Here is a 20,056-nt window from a genome sequence, read left to right on the forward strand (position 1 = left end):
CTTAGTTGTATAAAAAAGCAACTGAATGCGGCCTAGCCGTAGTCTGTCTATTGGAACTGGATATTTCTGTTAGCAGATTTGCTCATCTCGAGTAAGTAATAAAGATATAAACAATAAGGGCTAACTCTGTACTTTATTTATATAGTGTATGGCAAATCTATATAAGGCTGTTTTGTCCTTTTTTAGTTGTGGATTTGATTTTCTATCAATAACATTAATGCATCATCACGGCTAATATAATGCCTCTTATTGGCTTTTTATTTGTTTGTAGTATAAAATCATTCAATATCACAAACTATGGCTTATAGCCCCTTTATATTAGCTTGTTTTTAGAAGTTTCCTGAATGCGACTTGGATTATTGACAAACTACATTAAAGAGCTACTTTGGTACTGAATGTTCTGTATACATAACTACTTGTTACATCAAATAAATACCTGATTTGTATGGATTGTGCGGAATCTGTCAAGGATATATCAGGAAGTATGTGTAAGTAATTAACAATTAAATATAAAACACTAAGAATAAGAGAGAATACAAGATATGCGAAAATATAAAACTATTAAAATACCTCTCTATATCATATTTGTATCCCCTTCTATTAGCTCTCAATAAAAGACTTGAGGTTTTGAAAGTCTATTGCTTATGAGCAAAGTGCAAACAGGAAAATAATACAAAGCAAGAAACGTTGAGAGGGGGAAAGTTACTTATGGAAAATAAAGAAGTTCTTGCTTATGTTAATCGTGCTATGAAAAATTTAGGTTACAGGAAGTGCGATATAGAAAAAGTAACGAATGAAATGTATTCTCTTTTCGATTGGTATACTCCATATGAAGCTGTTAGGATGAGTGAAAAGAAATAAAAACAGCCCCCCTCGAATGGGAGACTGTCTGACAACTAACTAACTTTAAGTGATATATGTTTTTTGATTGGTGTGGGAAAGGTTCGTTCGATCTTCTTAATTATATCCTGTGATTTCATTATTGTAATATGTCGACTGTAGGAATTCCAACGGTGGTGGACGCTGTTACCATCGCTCATGATACGATTGATTATGTATTATCCCATGTAAGTCGTGAGATGCAGGGGGTTAAAAATAACCCACTCGATCCTTACAATCGTCCAACTGTTCGTGATCTACAATCGCATGAGGTTCCGTTAGAGACACGTAATCGCATGATGGGCATGATTGGGAAGTTAAGCCCAGAGGACAAGCGGGGATTGATAAAAGAGGTGCTGCAACCACTGGGTCAAAATCTGATTGTAACACCTAAAGAAGTAGATGAGTTTATCGGCGATATGGCGAAGTTGGTTGCACTTGGGGTCAACTGTGCCTTGCATCCAGCCGTGAACAATGAGAATGCTTCGATGCATATGCATTAGGAATGAGATAGTCGGTAAAAAATGGTGGCAGAGCTACTTCACTGATTACGCAAAAATCAGATGCAGTAGCTCTGCCACATTGGTCTATCTTAGTTATTGATTGGACTTGGCTAGTAAGAAGTGGGATGCAAAGGATAATCCATCCTCAATCTCCCCTCTCCTGAAGGAGATTTGTAGACATTGTTATTTTTTTTGTTTTTTTTACGTTTCTCGCTAGGAAATAAACACCAGCAGATACTGCTATTAAAATCCCTAACAACCAGAGAAAGCTAGACATCTGAACAAGAGTCGTTCCTATTCCATTCATCTCCATCTGATATCATCCTCCCTCATATAACTTCAGAAAACTAAACCCTGTTACCATATACGGTTACTCAAGGGGGACAACGATTGCAAATAAGAAACGGCAAACTTATGAGCTGATTCTACAGGGAATAGGTAACATTTTCCTTTGCCAATGTAGCCATTTATACAATCAGGCTCCTCTTTCCATTTTTCCCCCATCGCTATAAACGGCTCCGCATCTACCTCTATGTGTGAAAACGATTTCCAAACTCGTGTGTCCTCTTCAATCATGGCGCACGCATATGTGGTTGTAGGAACATTGCACTCATACTCCGCACGATGCCAGAAGGTAGTTGTCTCTAGAGCAGAGCCTAGATGAAGAATATGGCCCTTTTTTTCTAATAAGCGATCTAGGGGTGAATTGGGTCCGAAGCCGATATCGATTGTGTGGTGGGCGAGGATCTCAGCGGCATCTTCTCCCCAAGCGGCAAGTGACCACATAGGATGTTCACTTCGAAGCACTCCAGGAAGAGTGCGAAATAATTCAGGAACGACCCCCATCCCCATAGTAGGTGTATAGGCTGGATCATAGGGAGGCATGTGTTCACGAATGGATTCCCACCAATCCTCAGATACTGGTGGGGAAACCCAATGGGCAGGGTCAGAATTACCTGGGGTTTGTGTAGGCATGAGAATCGTTCCTTGATCGGTTACGATTTCCATCAGTGCGCGACACACTACTTCCGCGCCCCCGCATACCCAGCCTAGCTTCGATAAAGAGGAGTGGACAATCAGTGTCATTCCTTTGTGTACTCCGAGATTGCGGAGATCCTCTTTCAATGAGGTGAGAGTGATCATAGGTCCTTGTAGTGGTTCCATCATGTTATGCTCCGTTTCATAGTAAATTAATAATATGGCAATACCCTTATTATCGTTAAAGAAACATTGGAGTCTCATATTCTAGTTCTATCAACTTCTACTCTCTCATAAGGTGTTAGAGAAACCACAACTGTGGGAGGAATAGAGTTGAAAAAATGGAATTTTGCTAGTTTCACTTCGGTCAATATGTCTGGACAGCGTGTCCGTCGAAACTTTGTCATTTTAATGTTGTGTACAGCCGTCATCTTTATGATCGCAGGTGGCTTTGCCGTTTTACAGGCGAAGGTTACGACCCATACAACTGACGGGAATCCTCTTACCTCCCATGTATCAAATCAGACTCTTGTCTCTCTGTTAGGGGGTAATATTCCTTACTTAAATGAGAGTGTCCAAACGCCTAGTAGGGATAGTTTGGTCTCCCGGCTTGCATTGGAATTAATGATGAGCATTGATATAAAAGATCCACGTACCTTTCTGGGTCACGAATTGCCAAGCTTTGCGCTATTTGATACAGAGATTTATCTAGCGAGTGAGGATGTCACCTTTGATTCGATTCCGATCGATACACCTCCTGATGCGAAGATTGAAGACCAGATCGCGAAGGCCATTGAAAAGGCGGTCCAGAGTGGGGAGTTGCCAGATGATCCGAAGAAATTGGTTGGGGCGGGTCCTGATAGTAAGAAAGTATTTATCTATCATTCCCATTTTTCAGAGTCGTTTCTACCAGAGATAGGGAGTACGAATCCTAACTCGGCCAGTCATATGAACAAAAATATTACGATGGTTGGAAAAAGGCTCCAGCAGGAACTAGCTAAGATGAATATCGGTTCGATTGCATCGAATAAACCTTATCCTTATACAAGTGCTTATGCGATGTCGAAGCAGACAGTACTCGCTGCGATGAAACAAGAAAAAGAGTTGGAGTATTTTATCGATATTCACAGAGATTCTCAGAGAAGAGACCATACTACTAAGACTTTCAATGGAAAGACATATGCTAGATTTGCCTTTGTAGTAGGGAAAGCTAGTAAAAACTATGCTCAGAACTTAAAACTAGCAGAGTATCTGCATAAAGAGATTAATCGACTTTACCCGGGTCTATCCAGAGGTGTGTTCCAAAAGCCGAAGACAAGAGGGACCAATGGCGAGTACAATCAATCTCTCTCTCCTAATTCGATGCTTGTCGAAGTTGGTGGAATTGATAATCATTTTGAAGAAACGTATCGAGCGGTTGATGTTTTGGCAAAAGTGTTAGGTGAGAGGATTGTGGACGCTACCCCTGCAAAAGGAACCGTCCCCTCCACCAAGGAGAAGAAGTGAGGTGTCTTCTATGCGCTGGATGATTCAATCAGTCAGCTTACTGGTAATGTTAATCTTAGGTATTTTCCTTGGGGTTGATTCTGCAGAGAAGAACATGCAGAAGATGCAGGGAACAGAAGGTGCTCCCCGAGCAGTCCAGGTTACCCCTACAGATGGAAAAGTACAAATTCAGGTACTCGGGAAAGATGTGATTCTAAACAAAAATGATTCTTTGTTTGAGGATCCCTCTTCATCACCTTCAGAATCTTCGACCCCGACCCCAGCTCCAGAATCAGAGAAACCGAAAGCACAGTCGTCTTCCTCGCCGCAACCCAATGCAGATGCCGCGATGAGTGGTGGCAGTAGCCTAGCTCAGTTTGGCAACGAACTAGGTGGGGGATTAAAGACGACGACTCGCAAGGTGCTAGACTTCATGTTTGGTTGGACAAGTAATGGGGCGAACCAATCTGAACCTCATATACAGGGCTCAGATTCTGGTACGACTCCTCCATGAGGGGGGGTTGTATTTTTTATGTTTTCTTTCACCTAGCAAAAGCCAATCCCCCTCTGTTATAATAAGAAAATGCAATTCGTGCGCCTAAGTAAGCAGGAGGTAACGGGATGGATAGAAAAGAACGTCAGCAACACACCCGTAACTTTTCCATTATTGCTCATATTGACCATGGAAAGTCGACTTTAGCAGACCGCATTCTCGACTTTACTGGGGCCTTGAGTGAACGGGAAAAACAAAATCAATTCCTAGATAAAATGGATTTGGAACGTGAACGTGGAATTACGATTAAATTACAATCAGTTCGGCTTCCCTATAAAGCAAAAGACGGAAACGAATATATCTTGAACCTAATTGATACACCTGGACACGTCGACTTCTCTTATGAAGTATCGCGTAGTTTGCAAGCTTGTGAGGGAGCTTTACTTGTGGTGGATGCGGCCCAAGGTGTAGAAGCACAAACCCTCGCTAATGTATATTTAGCTTTGGAAAACGAGCTAGAGATCGTGCCGGTTATTAATAAGATTGATTTACCCGCCGCTGATCCAGAGCGTGTGAAGCAAGAGATAGAAGATGTAATCGGTTTGGATGCGAGTGATGCCGTTTTAGCATCTGCAAAAGCGGGCATCGGGATCGAAGAGATTTTGGAACAGATCGTCGAAAAAGTACCGCCACCAGAAGGAGATTCAGATGCTCCTCTACAAGCACTCATTTTTGATTCTTTCTATGATGCATATAAAGGCGTCATTGTCTACATGCGTGTCGTGAATGGCTCGGTACGTAAAGGCATGAAGATTAAAATGATGGCAACAGAGGCTGTATTTGAAGTGACGGAGGTAGGGGCGTATACTCCTCATCCGGTAGCATTAGATGAACTTTCGGTGGGCGATGTTGGATTTATTGTAGCTAACATTAAAAATGTGAAGGATACCCGAGTGGGGGATACCATTACAGATGCAAGTCGTCCAGCCGCTGAGCCACTACCTGGTTATCGGAAGACGAATCCGATGGTATTCTGTGGATTGTATCCAGTTGAATCCAATGAATATGAGGATCTCCGTGAGGCATTGGAGAAATTAGAGCTAAATGATGCGTCACTTGCTTATGAGCCTGAGACTTCCAATGCACTTGGTTTTGGCTTCCGTTGTGGGTTCTTGGGACTCCTTCACATGGAAATCATCCAAGAGCGCATCGAGCGTGAATTTAACATTAACTTGATTACAACGGCGCCAAGTGTTGTGTATCGAGTTCATCATACAGATGGAACGACAATCGACATTGAGAACCCATCTTTATTCCCGCCTCAACAAAAGCTAGATCGTGTCGAAGAGCCTTATGTCAAAGCAACAGTACTCGTTCCCAATGACTATGTTGGAACGATCATGGAGCTTTGTCAGAATAAACGTGGTAACTATATGGATATGAGCTATCTGGATGCGAACCGGGTACAGATTGTGTATGAATTACCACTTGCTGAGATCGTGTATGACTTCTTTGATCAATTGAAGTCGAGTACCAAAGGCTATGCTTCGTTTGATTATGAGATGATTGGCTATAAAGAGTCCAGCCTAGTAAAGATGGATATCTTGCTAAACGGAGAATCAGTGGATGCTTTATCCTTTATCGTTCACCGTGATCGTGCATACCATCGTGGACGGCTTTTAGTAGAGAAGCTACGCAAACTCATCCCACGTCAAATGTTCGAAGTGCCAATTCAAGCAACGATTGGACAAAAAGTAGTCGCGCGTGAGACGATTAGTGCCATTCGCAAAAATGTATTGGCAAAATGTTACGGTGGAGATATCAGTCGGAAGCGGAAATTGCTAGATAAGCAAAAAGAAGGAAAAAAGCGGATGAAAGCAGTTGGTTCCGTAGAGGTTCCACAAGAAGCATTCATGGCTGTCCTTCAAGTAGATGACGATAAATAGATAAACATGCCGTGATGTGGGGTTTTCTAACCACACACGGTTTTTTCTATGGAGGTAATCAAATGGCTCCAAAAGCAATTTATTTGCACATACCATTTTGTACTCATAAATGTTTCTACTGTGATTTTACTGCTTATGTAGTCGAAGGACAGCCAGTAGAAGAGTACTTGACTGCGATCGATCGCGAGATGGAGGTCACGGTGAACCAAGTTCCTCCTGAAGAGATTGATGCGATCTTTATCGGTGGCGGGACACCAACTGTGCTAACTCCATCGCAGATGAAACGGTTTTTAACAAGTATTCGTCAACATTTCCCTAATTGGTCTCCACATATGGAGTATACGATAGAAGCCAATCCAGGTACGACAACCCCAGAACTTCTTGATGTAATGAGAGAGGGTGGGATCAATCGGATTAGCTTTGGTGCTCAAACCTTTCGTGAGGAGCTATTAAAAGATATTGGCCGCATTCATGGGGTGTCTGATATAGAGCGAAGTGTGCGGCAGGCGAGGGAGGCTGGATTCGAGAATCTCTCTCTGGATTTAATGTTTGGATTACCTAAACAGACTGTACAGGATGTCCAAGATACATTAGAACGAGCTGTAGCACTTCAACCTGAGCACTTTTCTGCATATAGTTTAAAAGTAGAGGAAGGAACACTCTTTCATCACCTATATGAACGAAAAGAACTGCCTCTACCCAATGAAGATGATGAAGCGCAAATGTATCTTCTGACCCGGCAGTATTTGGGCCAGAATGGTTATGATCAATATGAAGTAAGTAATTTTGCCAAACCGGGTAAAGCGAGTCGACATAACAAAACATATTGGCATAACGAGGAGTACTATGGGCTGGGAACGGGTGCTCATGGTTACATGAATGGTGTGCGATTTGCCAATATCAAAGGGGTAAAGGAATATAATGTCCGTTTGCAAAAAGGTGAGCGTCCTGTAGCTGAGTCTTATCAAGTCGATCTCAATGAAGATATCGAGAATTTCATGATTCTAGGACTTCGTCTTATGGAAGGGGTAAGCAAAGATACATTTCGTGAGCGCTACCATCTTGAGATGGAGAAGGTGTTTGGTCATGTGATTTTGCCTTGGATTGAGAAAGGTTTGTTACAGTGGCAGGGAGATCGACTGGTTTTAACGGAGCAGGGATTGATGTTTGGCAATGATGTTTTTGCTTCATTTTTAGAAAATGCTCGAATTGATTAGGTTTGTTCGTTGACATTTATTTAGACATTTTGGTAAGTTAAATGTAGTATTTTAGCACTCAACTAACTAGAGTGCTAACGAGGGGGGAGGAAGATGCTAACAGAGCGGCAAAAACGCATTCTCTGGGCGATTTGTGAAGATTACATTGAGTCAGCGGAGCCTGTTGGTTCTCGTTCCGTATCCAAGAAGAATGACGTAGGATTTAGCGCAGCAACAGTTCGGAATGAGATGGCTGATTTAGAAGAGATGGGTTTTTTAGAACAACCGCATACATCTGCAGGTCGGATCCCGTCACAGCAAGGATACCGATTCTATGTGGATCATCTTCTTACCCCTCAGATCTGGGGAGATGATGAGATCCATGCGATCCATAATCTCTTTCAAAAAGATACCACTCATATTGAGCAAGCGATTGAGCATACTTCTGAATTGTTGTCTCAACTAACCAACTATACATCTGTTGTCATTGGCCCTAAGCTTCAAGACCATCGGCTACGACACCTGCAGATGATCCCCCTTACAGAGCACAGTGCAGTATTCATTATCGTGACTGATCTAGGTCATGTGAACCAACAACGGGTCCTGCTCCCAGAAGGTATGTCTATTTCTGTGATGGAGCGCTTAGTGAACTTACTAAATAGACGACTACAGGGAATTTCTTTGTCTAAGTTACGTCTTGTAGTAGAGCGGGATCTCGCAGATGAGCTAACTCGCTATGTAGCTGAGTATGGTAGCATGATCTTCCTACTTGACCAGATGCTAGCTCCCCAGCAAGAAAATCGTATTTATACGAGTGGTACTACCAAGATGTTGGATCAACCTGAGTTTCGAGATTTACACAAAATGAAATTGTTGCTAGACTTGCTCGACGGGAAAAATCAATCGATTATTCAGTTGCTAAATTCCTCACCATCAAGCGGTGTACAAGTGAAAATAGGGAACGAAACTTCGATTGAGGGCGCTAATCATATTAGTTTGATTATCGCTTCATTTACCCTTGATTCAGAGTCCATTGGTGCGATTGGAGTTTTAGGACCTACTCGTATGGAATATGCCAAAGTAATTGGCCTGATGGATGTCATCTCAAAAGATATTTCCAAGCGTCTCACGGAATTCTATGAAAAATAATCCTTTTTTCGTATAATCAAAGGTGTTCATGAATAGGGAAGGAAGTAAGCCAACGTGCCTGACAACAAAGAGCATGTAAGAATCGAGTCTGGTGAGAATCGCCAATTACAAGCACTACAATCAAACGCAATGGCTGTAAAGGCAGTGGCTGCGGCAGTGGAGTCTACAATTGGTCCTAAAGGTTTGGATACGATGCTAGTTAACGAGGCTGGAGACGTAATCATCACCAATGATGGCGTTACGATTTTAGATCGCATGGACGTGAGTCACCCAGCTGCGAAGATGATCGTCAATGTAGCGAAAGCGCAACAGGCTGAGGTAGGCGATGGAACCACAACGGCTACTCTCCTAGCCACAGCCATTGTGGATGAAGGTGTGAAACAGGTAGCCCGTGGTGTACCAGTAGTCAAAGTGATTGCGGGTATTCAGCGCGCGGTTCGATACGCCCTACATAAAATGAAAGAAAAAGCTCGTCCTATCAGGGAGCTAGAGGACGATTGGCTACAGCGCATCGCATTTACAGCGAGCCGTGAAAATGAGGATATTACAGTGGCTGTCATGGAAGCTGTTCATCTAGTAGGGCGTGATAAGCTACTGGAAAACAATTTCAGGCTTTCGCAAGCTGTGGTGGCTCATCCGAGGGCAACAAGTGCTGTATTCTCAGGAATTCTTCTTAACAAAACGAGAGCGAATCTACAGATGCCAAGGTATCTAGAAAATGCTCACGTTCTTGTACTCGCTGATTCACTTGAACCCGAATGGGTAGATGATGAGTCGCTCAGTACTGAAGCTGGCTTTAATAAACAAGAATACCTACGTAAGCAATTTCTTGCTGCTCTTGAATCTTTGATGGGACTGGGTGTAAAGTTAATTGTTACCTCAAGAGGATTAGATTCACTAGCTGAGGATATTTTGACCGATTCTGGAATAATGGTTATTCAGAGAGTGGTACCAGATGAGCTTCAAAAAGTAGCTGAACATACAAATGCTAAGATATTAAAGCGCAATGGCCTCTATAAGCCTATAGAGGAAATTAAGTCCTATCTAGGTCTTGCCGAAGAAGTAGAAGATAACGATGTATTAGAAAGAGTCCGCATCAGTAGTAGCAAAGGAAAGCCATTTGCCACTATTCTGGTTAGTGCCGCTACCGATGAAGTAGTAGAAGAACGGGAGCGAATTACGAAAGATGCCGCTTCTGCTGTGCAAGCTGCTGTTCGAGGGGGCTATCTACCTGGTGGTGGAGCACTTGAACTCTCCCTAGCAAGAGACGTAGAAAAGTTTCGCGAAACCGTACAGGGAATGGAACGATTTGGTGTGGGTGTTGTCTCAGAGGCATTGCTAAGACCGATGACACAAGTAGTTGCCAACGCTGGATTTAACCCATTAGAAAAAATCGAAATGGTAAAGGCATTGCAACTCAAGAGAGAATCAGATTCCCTAGGTATTGACTGCGATCGTGGTGTCGTGGTAGACATGGTCGAGATGGGTGTAGTAGACCCATTACTAATTAAGTTCCATGCATTAGGAGCGGCTGGTGAAGTAGCCACAGCCATATTGCGAATTCATTCGATTGTTCGGATGAAGAATTACTAGAAGAGGAGGGGGACTATGTCAAAAGAGTATTTCGACCCTTCACAGGTAGAAAACACAACCCAAGAAGATGGAACAGAGGAATCTTCCGCCCAAGAGCAAGCACTGACGCCTGAAGAAGTGCTTTTAAACCAATTAGAGCAAGCTCAGGTTCAACTGGAGGAGTTACATCAAAAAGCAGAAGAGCATCAGCAAAACTATCTTCGTGCTCTTGCTGATTTAGAAAATTATCGTCGCCGTGCTCGTAAGGAGAAGGAAGATATACTCAAGTATGCAAGTGTTCCATTAGTTGAGTCACTCCTACCTGTGCTTGATAATTTCGAGCGAGCATTAGATGCTGCAGATGGAAATCAAGATGTAAAAGTATTACAAGAAGGAATTGAAATGGTGTATCGTCAATTCTTACAGGCTTTGTCCAAGTCAGGACTTACTCTCATCGAAGCTGTGGGCAAACCGTTTAATCCCCATGAACACAATGCTGTGATGCAAGTAGAGATGGATGAAGTAGAGCCAGGGACGATTGTAGAAGAGTTACAGTCAGGCTATAAATTTTCAGATCGGATCATTCGTCCTTCCATGGTGAAAGTTTCCCAATAACGAAGGATCGAATGTAAAAATAGGAGGTTAATTATATGGCTAAAATTATCGGTATTGACCTAGGAACAACTAACTCTTGTGTATCATTTATGGATGGGAATGAACCTGTTGTCATTCCAAATGAAGAAGGGGGCCGTACCACTCCTTCGATTGTCGGCTTTTCGAAAACGGGAGAGCGTTTGGTTGGGGATGCTGCAAAACGTCAAGCCATTACCAATCCAGACAACACCATTATGTCGATTAAGCGTTATATTGGAACGGATCATAAAACGACTGTAGACGGCAAAGATTACACCCCACAAGAAATCTCCGCTATGATTCTACAAAAATTAAAAGCAGATGCTGAGGCGTATCTAGGTGAATCTGTGACACAAGCAGTTATCACCGTGCCTGCATATTTTAATGATAGTCAACGTCAAGCGACTAAAGATGCTGGTAAAATTGCTGGCCTTGAAGTACTTCGTATCATCAACGAGCCTACAGCTGCTGCGTTAGCATATGGCTTTGAGAAAAACGAAGATCAAACCATTCTTGTATTTGACCTAGGTGGCGGTACCTTTGACGTATCGATCTTATCTTTAGGTGATGGTGTGTTTGAAGTTCTTTCCACAAGTGGAGACAACAAGCTAGGTGGAGACGATTTTGACCAAGTGATAATCGATTACCTAAAAGAGCATTTCAAAAAAGACAATGGTATTGACCTTTCCCATAACAGCATGGCGATGCAACGTCTGAAAGATGAAGCCGAAAAAGCGAAGAAAGCACTTTCTGGTGTTTTAACAACGACGATTTCGCTTCCATTCTTGACAATGGATGCAAACGGAGCTCCACTTCACTTAGAAGTTACGCTTACTCGTGCGAAGTTTGAGGAGCTTAGCTCTGCATTGGTAGAGCGTACGATGGTGCCAACTCGCCGTGCACTACAAGATGCGAGTCTGACAGCGAAGGATATTGATAAAGTAATCCTCGTAGGTGGCTCTACTCGGATTCCAGCTGTACAAGAAGCAATCAAAAAGCTAATCGGTAAAGATCCATCAAAAGGTGTAAACCCTGATGAAGTAGTTGCGATGGGTGCGGCGATTCAAGGTGGCGTACTATCGGAAGACGTGACAGGAGTCGTTCTTCTCGACGTAACCCCTCTTTCACTCGGGATTGAAACATTAGGTGGCGTATTTACGAAGCTGATTGATCGTAACACGACGATTCCAACGGAGAAATCTCAAGTATTTTCTACCGCTGCTGACAATCAAACTTCTGTAGACATCCATGTCTTACAAGGTGAACGTCAAATGGCGAATGACAACAAAACACTCGGCCGTTTCCAATTGACAGGTATTCCACCAGCACCACGCGGCCTTCCACAAATTGAAGTAACCTTTAAAATCGATGCAAATGGGATTGTAAACGTTGCTGCGAGTGATAAAGCAACTGGTAAATCTCAAAATATCACGATTCAATCCTCATCCGGATTATCTGATGAAGAGATCGAGCGCATGGTACAGGATGCAGAACTTCATGCCGATGAAGATAAAAAGCGAAAAGAGCAAGTGGAAACCCTCAACAAAGCAGATCAGCTAATCTTTACAGCTGAGAAGACTGTGAAAGAAATCGGAGATAAAGTCGAAGCCTCTCTTGTGGAAGAAGTAGAGAAAGCGAAAGAGGAATTAAAAGCAGTCTTGAGCAGTGAAGAGCAAGATCTCGCGAAGGTGGAAGCGGCAACGACTGCACTAGAAGAAAAAGTGCAAGCTCTTTCGATTAAACTTTACGAGCAACAAGCCCAAGAAGCCCAAGCTGCACAAGCAGAGCAAGAAGATGGAAAGAAAGAAGAGCCAAAGAAAAACGTTGTTGATGCTGAGTACGAAGAAATCTAGAACTTGAAATTCAAGGTGGGAGAGGTGACTTGGTGAGCAATCGTAACTTCTATGAAGTACTTGGAGTAGAAAAAGGTGCTTCAGATGATGACATTCGCAAGGCTTATAGGAAACTTGCTCGTAAGTACCATCCTGACGTAAACAAAGAACCAGACGCTGAAGTAAAGTTTAAAGAAGTAAAAGATGCGTATGAAGTTCTGGGAGATCCTCAGAAACGTTCTAACTACGATCAATTTGGTACAGCGGAGCCAGGTGGTTTTGCTGGTGGAGGAGCAGGCTTCAATCAAGACTTTGGGTTTGGTGATATCTTTGATATGTTTTTTGGTGGGGGAAGAAGGGCAAATCCTAACGCCCCTCGCCAAGGAGCAGATCAGGAAGTACGAATCCAAATTGAATTTAAAGATGCTGTATTTGGCAAAAGTGTGGATGTGCTTATTACGGCCCCAGATAATTGTGATGCTTGTCGTGGAACCGGTGCAAAAGAGGGTAGTGAGCCAGAAGTTTGTACAGCTTGTCATGGTAGCGGACAACAAGAAGTGGTTCAAAACACCCCATTTGGTCGTGTTGTAAACCGTCGAGTTTGTCAAAACTGTCAAGGTACGGGTAAAATCATTCGCGAGAAGTGTGAACCATGTGCGGGTGCGGGTCGCGTTAAGAAAAAGCGGAAAATCCCTGTTAACATTCCTGCCGGGGTTAATGATGGAGATCAATTGCGGGCAGTAGGCGAAGGAGAACCAGGGGTAAACGGTGGTCCTCCTGGTGACTTATATGTAACGATCTTTGTGAAGAAACATGATTTCTTTACACGTGAAGGGTATGATCTCACCTGTGAAGTGCCGATTAGCTTTGCACAAGCGGCATTGGGAGATGAAATCGTAGTTCCAACATTAGATGGTCGTGCCAAATTGAAGATTCCTGCTGGAACGCAAACGGGTACCGAATTCCGGATGCGAGGAAAAGGAGTACCGCACCATACTGGGGTTCAAGGAGATCTTCGTGTCATGGTGAAACTCATTACCCCGACGAAATTAACAGATGATCAAAAGGCAGCGCTACGTGAATTTAATCGCCTTTGTGGTGAGTATATCCATGAGCAAAACGATAACTTTTTTGATAAAATGAAAAAAGCATTTAAAAACGACTAAAGGAGAAGCGGGCGATGTTGCCCGTTTTTCTGTATCTAGGGGGACCTAGCTTGAAATGGACGGAAGTGTGTGTGCATACAAATCATGAAGCGGTAGAAGCGATTAGCAATTTGTTGATTGAGTTAGGTGCAGATGGTGTATCAATCGAAGATTCCGAAGTGTTAACACGGAACTGGACGAATCAATATGGAGAGATTATCGATTTAAATCCAGATGATTATCCAGTAGAAGGGGTACGAATCAAGACGTATTTGCCTGAGATGGTGTCGGGTGATGAGTTTATCAGTCAAGTAAAAGATGGATTACAAAATATGAAAAAGCTTGGTTTGGATATAGGGTTGGCAGAGGTTACAGGTAAGGAAGTGGATGAAGATGACTGGGCAAATGAATGGAAGCAGTACTATAAGCCCATTCGAGTAACGGAGAAACTTACCATCAAGCCATTTTGGGAAGAATATACTCCAACTAGTGAAACGGAACAAATCATTGAACTAGACCCTGGCATGGCATTTGGGACCGGAACGCATCCGACCACAACGTTATCAATGAAACTAATGGAGAAATATCTACATCCGAACGGTACGGTAGTGGATGTAGGATGTGGAAGTGGAATTTTAAGTATTGCGGCTGTTAAACTAGGAGCAAAACAAGCTCTAGCGCTCGATTTGGATCCCATTGCAGTGAAGAGTGCCAGTGAAAATGTAAAATTAAACGGCGTTCAAGAGATCGTTCATGTGGAAGAGGGCGATTTGCTAAAGGGGATGGGTGAACGTACGGATGTGGTAGTAGCCAATATCCTAGCTGAAATCATCGTATTGTTTACGCATGATTTGCCTCGTGTGCTAGTACCAGGTGGTATTTTTATTGGATCTGGAATTATTGAAGAGAAAGCGGACCTCGTCATCCAGTCACTTAAAACCAACGGCCTTCAGGTATTGGAAACGGTTCACGAAGATGGTTGGGTAGCGATCGCGGCGAAAAAATGGTAAACTGGTAGGAGTTTTGTATGCAAAGATACTTTATCGATCCAACACAAATCATGGATCAAACCATTCATATTACAGGTGATGATGTTCATCACATAAAAAACGTGATGCGCTCTAAACCAGGAACTACGATCCTTGTAGCCGATGGGACAGGAGCCGAATACATCGCGGAAATAGAGAACTACGACCCGGATCATGTATGTTGTCGTGTGATAGAGACGAGAAATGCACACGGCGAATCGCATACCCGTGTCACCATTGCTCAATCGATGCCTAAAGGGGATAAGTTTGAGTTGATTCTGCAAAAAGGGACAGAGCTTGGAGCTAGTCGTTTTCTTCCCTTTCACTCCGAACGAACTGTGGTCAAGATTGAACCGAAGAAAGTAGCGAAAAAATGTGACCGTTGGCAAAAAATCTCCAAAGAAGCAGCGGAACAAGCGCATCGTGGACAAGTTCCCACTGTGGAGGCGCCGATCTCTTGGAAACAGCTATTACAACAAATGGAATCATTTTCAGGTACGGTTTGGATTGCTTATGAAAAAGGCGGTAAACCCTTGACACAAGCGATCTCTGGGACTCATGAGGATGAAATCATGGTGGTAATTGGTCCAGAAGGTGGCTTCTCGGAGAAGGAAATAAAGGAAGCAGAGCAGGCAGGGGCGATTCCTCTTTCTTTGGGAAATCGCATTTTGCGTACAGAAACCGCTTCTCTAATGGTGCTTTCCTGTATCTTTTTTGCTCGTCATGAACTTTAGGGGGGTGAAACAAATGAGTCGTGTTGCCTTTCATACATTAGGATGTAAGGTAAATTCCTATGAAACAGAGGCTATGTGGCAATTGTTTCAACAAGCTGGATATCAAAAAGTAGATTTTGAACAAGAGGCAGATGTTTATTTGATTAATACCTGTACCGTAACCAACACAGGTGATAAAAAGAGTCGACAAATGATTCGGCGCGCTGTTCGTCAAAACCCAGATGCTGTAATCGCTGTAACAGGTTGTTATGCGCAAACTTCCTCTGCAGAAGTAGCCGCCATCCCAGGTGTAGACATTGTTGTCGGAACACAAGGGCGTGATCAACTAGTGGGCTATGTCGACCAGTTCCGTCAAGAGCGACTGCCGATTAACGCTGTAGGAAATATTATGAAGCAACGTGAATATGAGGAATTAGAGGTTCCAACGTTTTCAGAACGCACTCGTGCTTCCTTGAAGATTCAAGAAGGATGTAACAACTTCTGTACCTTCTGTATTATTCCTTGGGCCAAGGGACTTTCACGTAGCCGAAAGCCAGAAAACGTACTCGTTCAAGCACAGCAGTTGGTAGAGGCGGGTTATAAAGAGATCGTATTAACTGGTATTCATACGGGTGGTTATGGCGATGATTTTGAAGACTACAAACTGGCCGACCTACTATGGGATTTGGACCGGATCGAGGGACTGAAGCGAATTCGAATTAGCTCGATCGAAGCGAGCCAAGTAAATGAAAGAGTGATCGAAGTCCTAAACGCATCCGAGAAAATGTGTCGTCATTTGCACATACCTTTGCAAGCAGGTGATAATGAAGTTTTAAAACGTATGCGCCGTAAATATACCGTAGAAGAATATCGAGAAACGATCCGCCGACTGCACAAGGCAATGCCAAACTTAGCGATTACCACAGATGTGATAGTTGGCTTCCCTGGTGAAACCGATGAACAATTTGAAAATGGACTTCGCTTTGTAGAGGAATTAGGGATGTATCAACTTCACGTCTTCCCATACTCTAAACGGACGGGCACTCCAGCCGCACGTATGACGGATCAAGTACCCGAGAATGTGAAAAATGAACGCGTTCGTCAATTTATCGAGCTTTCCAAACGTCTCCAACTACAATATGCTAAGCAATTTGTAGGAGATGTGCTTGAAGTAATCCCGGAGCGTCCATATAAAGAAGATCCAACCGGTGGCCTATATATGGGTTACGCCGATAATTATCTCCAAGTTGCCTTTCCTGCGACTGAAGAAATGGTAGGAAAAGTTTGTAAAGTGAAGATTGATCGGGCTGAATCCGATTACGTCTTTGGTTCTTTCGTCCGCATTATCGATGAAGTCCCACGCCCAGCCGTTTTATCGAACTAAGGGGGTTCTCCCCACATCTTCGTATTCTGGGAAGCGAGGCAATGCCATGCAAGAAATATCTGCTGGTGGTGTAGTGTATCGAGTGAATCAAGAGGGTTATCAAATTCTCTTGATTCACGATCTCTACGGGAAAATGACCCTACCTAAAGGGAAGCAAGAAGGCCTAGAGACTGAGGAAGAGAATGCCTTGCGGGAAGTGTTGGAAGAAACCAACATAAAAGGGCGGATCATCCAAAAACTACATACCGTTCACTATACCTATCAACATCCTTCACATGGAGAAGTGGAGAAAACAGTACATTATTTCCTGATCGAAGCAATCGAAGGAGAAATCAAACCACAACTTGAAGAGATTCAGCATGTGGGATGGTACTCTGTAGAAGAAGCCTACTTGGCTCAAAAAGAAAAAGGTTACCCAAACAATCACATTATCTTTGATAAAGCTTATGATGCTTTACAACTGAATAAAGGGGTTTAACGAAATGGCACACAAAAACATCGCACGTATGATTGATCACACTTTATTAAAGCCAGATGCAACGAAGGATCAAATCCTTCAGCTCTGCAAAGAAGCGAGAGAACATGTATTTGCTTCCGTTTGTATTAATCCATATTGGATTAGCCTAGCAGCAAAAGAACTCTCCGGAACCGAAGTAAAAGTATGTACTGTAGTCGGATTTCCATTAGGTGCATCTACCAGTGAAGCAAAAGCATTTGAAACCAAAGATGCTATCGCAAAAGGTGCTGAAGAGATCGACATGGTTATGAACATCGGAGCATTAAAGTCCGGTGATCTCGAAACCGTTGAACAAGATATCCGTGCTGTTGTAGAAGCGGCAAACGGCGTTCTCGTAAAAGTGATCTTAGAAACAGGCCTTCTCAGTGACGAAGAAATCGTACAAGCTTCCAAAGCTTCCAAAGCGGCTGGTGCTCACTTCGTCAAAACTTCAACCGGTTTTGGTTACGGCGGTGCCACTGTTGAGGCGGTCCGTCTCATGCGTGAAACGGTCGGCCCTGAACTAGGCGTAAAAGCATCTGGCGGAGTTCGCGATCTTGCTGGAGCGGAATCCATCATCGCAGCCGGCGCCAACCGCATCGGAGCCAGCGCCAGCATTGCCATCGTCACTGGCGGTACAGGTACCGGAGCGTACTAATACAAACAGCTGGCAAGGAAAAAAGAAAGCCACATAAGCTTTCTAGACAATTGAAATGAGTCTGGTTATTTTATTAGAAGATCTGTTCCATCTCTGAGATGGCATTGGCCTCAACCTTTTAGCATAGCCACCTACAGCATGGGCGTTTAGGGAATCTCTAAGCGCTCTTTGTGTATTTTCTGCTAACAGGGGCAAATGGATCTGACTACTACGCTGAGTAGGCTTACTATTTAAACTGTGGCCAGATTCATTTGTCACGAGCCAGCTGTAAAGGCTTCCCAACTTATTCTTAATCTGTTGAAGATAGCTGTTTCCAACTCACCGCCCCCAACTTCTCCACGCCAAAACTCGCCTCTCTGGAATCAACCATTCCACCAACCTAGCAAACTGACCCGCAAATGGCAACACCGCAGCTGAACACAACACATTAAATATCGTTTGTACATGAGCTACTTGTGTCGCAAGGTTTTCCGATAAAGCAGGAACCCACTGCTGCATCCAAGGAATCAACGGAGCAAATGCAATCACTCCACCTATATTTAAAATCAGATGAGCAACCGCAACTCTCCGTGCATATGTATTCGTTTGAATCGCCGCAATCAGACCCGTTACACACGTTCCAACATTGCTTCCAAGTACGATCGCTATAGCAAAGGATAAATCAATTGCTCCAGTCGCATAAAAGCCCATAGCAAAAGCGGTAGTAGCACTACTACTGTGGATGAGAGCTGTAATAATCGCCCCCACTATCACTCCTGTTACGATCGGATTTCCACCTAGTGACATCAATTGATCCAAGTAACCCAATTCCTTTAACGGCATTGCAATTGCCTGCATCATCTCGACTCCCCAAAAGATCCCAGCAAATCCGGTTGCCACCCAGCCCAGTTGCCTGACTGTATACCAAGGGAGTAATATCATCATAACCCCAATCATTAAGAGGGGGACAAAGAAATCCTCTATTTTTAATGCCAAAATTTGCGTAGTTACCGTTGTACCAATGTTGGTTCCTAAGATAATCCCAATCGAATGGGTAAAAGACAAGATTCCAGCATTTACAAACCCAATGGTTAAAACCGTTACCGCAGTACTGCTTTGTAACAGTGCAGTTGTAATCGTTCCCGTCCAGAAACCTCTCCAAGGGGTCTTGGTGAAGCGTAGAATCCACCCTTGTAGCTTATTCTCGGCGAGACGTTCCAATCCACTTCGCATAAGGCGCATTCCGTATAAGAAGATGGCAAGTCCTAGACAAAGTGGGAAAATGATTTCATGCCACATACCTGTTCACCTCTTCCACCATGTATATGGACAAGAGTGCATTTCCATGACAGAATGAATAGGTAATCAAGATTCACAAAGCGTTCCTAACATTTATCAATCGTTGCCGTTATAATATATGTAATCAAAAAAAATCGCCTCCAGATTGGAAGCAGAAAGATACGTATTATCTTTTTCTTTTACGTGAAGAGGAACTGGGTGAATCTAATTCGGTATAGTTGGTTCGGTATGGCTCTGACCAACCGGGGAGAGCTCTTGGACGCTCTTCCTTGATACGGCGTTTCTTAGCTGCTGGTTCAGGTGCACCGAAGATGGCACAAGGCTCATCTAGTGAATCGAAATCCGGTTCAACTAAGCGAGACTTCTTCGCTGGTACTGGTTCATCTGACTGTCTACCGTAGGAAGGATGGAATTCATCAAATCCATTAAAACCACCAAACTCGGCAAAACTACCGAACTCGCCAAAGCCGTTATGGTTATGATCTGGTTTTTGCTTAGAAGGCTTTGGTGTTGGAGAATTCATATTTTGTTTGCTGCTTTCAAATTGTACTATCTCTTCTTGAACAATTTTGCGAATCAGCCTACGAAGTTGAGATTCATTTAAGGCATTTTTTTTCATACATTATCCCACCTTTGAAGAAAATCGTGATAGCAGTATATGCCAAAATAAGGGAATGGTGTGCGGTTC

The 20,056-nt window shown here is 43.3% G+C and carries 20 protein-coding genes; 16 read left to right on the forward strand and 4 right to left on the reverse strand.

Annotated features, from left to right (window positions below; all coding sequences use genetic code 11):
• The first annotated feature begins 708 nt into the window (after window positions 1–708).
• On the forward strand, window positions 709–861 hold the full coding sequence (locus BLU58_RS16335; RefSeq protein ID WP_176786539.1) for a hypothetical protein: 153 nt from the start codon (window positions 709–711) through the stop codon (window positions 859–861).
• 128 nt (window positions 862–989) lie between these two features.
• Window positions 990–1,382: a GPR endopeptidase gene (locus BLU58_RS06740; protein ID WP_093291468.1), complete on the forward strand. Its 393-nt coding sequence runs from the start codon at window positions 990–992 to the stop codon at window positions 1,380–1,382.
• Window positions 1,383–1,527: 145 nt separating this feature from the next.
• On the opposite strand, the gene BLU58_RS16340 is transcribed toward BLU58_RS06740, so the two are convergent.
• A complete protein-coding gene (locus tag BLU58_RS16340; protein ID WP_176786540.1) occupies window positions 1,528–1,695 on the reverse strand; it encodes a hypothetical protein in 168 nt (55 codons plus the stop codon).
• 44 nt (window positions 1,696–1,739) lie between these two features.
• Window positions 1,740–2,546, reverse strand: coding sequence for an AAC(3) family N-acetyltransferase (locus tag BLU58_RS06745; RefSeq protein WP_255404637.1), 807 nt, complete (start codon window positions 2,544–2,546; stop codon window positions 1,740–1,742).
• Window positions 2,547–2,693: 147 nt separating this feature from the next.
• On the opposite strand from BLU58_RS06745, the gene BLU58_RS06750 reads away from it, so the two are divergent.
• The 14 genes from BLU58_RS06750 to deoC all read left to right on the forward strand — a co-directional run bounded on the left by BLU58_RS06750 (window position 2,694) and on the right by deoC (window position 18,090).
• The gene (locus BLU58_RS06750) at window positions 2,694–3,866 is read left to right on the forward strand and encodes a stage II sporulation protein P (RefSeq protein WP_093291470.1); all 1,173 of its coding nucleotides are present in this window, start codon (window positions 2,694–2,696) and stop codon (window positions 3,864–3,866) included.
• A gap of 10 nt (window positions 3,867–3,876) precedes the next feature.
• On the forward strand, window positions 3,877–4,359 hold the full coding sequence (locus BLU58_RS06755; protein ID WP_143123731.1) for a DUF3679 domain-containing protein: 483 nt from the start codon (window positions 3,877–3,879) through the stop codon (window positions 4,357–4,359).
• A 107-nt stretch (window positions 4,360–4,466) separates the two neighbouring features.
• A complete protein-coding gene (lepA, locus tag BLU58_RS06760) occupies window positions 4,467–6,284 on the forward strand; it encodes a translation elongation factor 4 (RefSeq protein ID WP_093291472.1) in 1,818 nt (605 codons plus the stop codon).
• 62 nt (window positions 6,285–6,346) lie between these two features.
• Complete coding sequence (gene hemW, locus BLU58_RS06765) at window positions 6,347–7,501, forward strand: radical SAM family heme chaperone HemW (protein WP_093291473.1); 1,155 nt, start codon at window positions 6,347–6,349, stop codon at window positions 7,499–7,501.
• Between the two features lie 93 nt (window positions 7,502–7,594).
• On the forward strand, window positions 7,595–8,629 hold the full coding sequence (gene hrcA / locus BLU58_RS06770) for a heat-inducible transcriptional repressor HrcA (RefSeq protein ID WP_093291474.1): 1,035 nt from the start codon (window positions 7,595–7,597) through the stop codon (window positions 8,627–8,629).
• A gap of 54 nt (window positions 8,630–8,683) precedes the next feature.
• Window positions 8,684–10,222: a TCP-1/cpn60 chaperonin family protein gene (locus BLU58_RS06775; RefSeq protein ID WP_255404638.1), complete on the forward strand. Its 1,539-nt coding sequence runs from the start codon at window positions 8,684–8,686 to the stop codon at window positions 10,220–10,222.
• A 15-nt stretch (window positions 10,223–10,237) separates the two neighbouring features.
• Window positions 10,238–10,816 (forward strand): nucleotide exchange factor GrpE, encoded by a 579-nt coding sequence (grpE, locus tag BLU58_RS06780; protein WP_093291475.1) that lies wholly within the window; start codon window positions 10,238–10,240, stop codon window positions 10,814–10,816.
• A gap of 35 nt (window positions 10,817–10,851) precedes the next feature.
• Window positions 10,852–12,687: a molecular chaperone DnaK gene (gene dnaK, locus BLU58_RS06785; RefSeq protein WP_093291476.1), complete on the forward strand. Its 1,836-nt coding sequence runs from the start codon at window positions 10,852–10,854 to the stop codon at window positions 12,685–12,687.
• Window positions 12,688–12,716: 29 nt separating this feature from the next.
• Entirely contained in the window at window positions 12,717–13,832 is a 1,116-nt protein-coding gene (gene dnaJ / locus BLU58_RS06790) for a molecular chaperone DnaJ (RefSeq protein WP_093291477.1), read from the forward strand.
• A gap of 50 nt (window positions 13,833–13,882) precedes the next feature.
• Window positions 13,883–14,821 (forward strand): 50S ribosomal protein L11 methyltransferase, encoded by a 939-nt coding sequence (gene prmA / locus BLU58_RS06795; RefSeq protein ID WP_093291628.1) that lies wholly within the window; start codon window positions 13,883–13,885, stop codon window positions 14,819–14,821.
• 17 nt (window positions 14,822–14,838) lie between these two features.
• On the forward strand, window positions 14,839–15,573 hold the full coding sequence (locus BLU58_RS06800; RefSeq protein ID WP_093291478.1) for a 16S rRNA (uracil(1498)-N(3))-methyltransferase: 735 nt from the start codon (window positions 14,839–14,841) through the stop codon (window positions 15,571–15,573).
• A 13-nt stretch (window positions 15,574–15,586) separates the two neighbouring features.
• Window positions 15,587–16,936: a tRNA (N(6)-L-threonylcarbamoyladenosine(37)-C(2))-methylthiotransferase MtaB gene (gene mtaB, locus BLU58_RS06805; RefSeq protein ID WP_093291479.1), complete on the forward strand. Its 1,350-nt coding sequence runs from the start codon at window positions 15,587–15,589 to the stop codon at window positions 16,934–16,936.
• A gap of 46 nt (window positions 16,937–16,982) precedes the next feature.
• On the forward strand, window positions 16,983–17,414 hold the full coding sequence (locus BLU58_RS06810; protein WP_093291480.1) for an NUDIX hydrolase: 432 nt from the start codon (window positions 16,983–16,985) through the stop codon (window positions 17,412–17,414).
• Window positions 17,415–17,418: 4 nt separating this feature from the next.
• A complete protein-coding gene (deoC, locus tag BLU58_RS06815) occupies window positions 17,419–18,090 on the forward strand; it encodes a deoxyribose-phosphate aldolase (protein WP_093291481.1) in 672 nt (223 codons plus the stop codon).
• A 318-nt stretch (window positions 18,091–18,408) separates the two neighbouring features.
• Here deoC and BLU58_RS06820 read toward each other — a convergent pair whose 3' ends face one another.
• Together BLU58_RS06820 and BLU58_RS06825 are read right to left on the reverse strand one after the other, a co-directional pair.
• Window positions 18,409–19,368: a Na/Pi cotransporter family protein gene (locus BLU58_RS06820; RefSeq protein ID WP_093291482.1), complete on the reverse strand. Its 960-nt coding sequence runs from the start codon at window positions 19,366–19,368 to the stop codon at window positions 18,409–18,411.
• Between the two features lie 166 nt (window positions 19,369–19,534).
• Window positions 19,535–19,987, reverse strand: a complete 453-nt coding sequence (locus BLU58_RS06825) for a hypothetical protein (RefSeq protein ID WP_093291483.1) — start codon at window positions 19,985–19,987, stop codon at window positions 19,535–19,537.
• Window positions 19,988–20,056 lie beyond the last annotated feature (69 nt).

Source organism: Thermoactinomyces sp. DSM 45892 (genome assembly GCF_900107305.1).
GTDB lineage: Bacteria > Bacillota > Bacilli > Thermoactinomycetales > Thermoactinomycetaceae > Baia.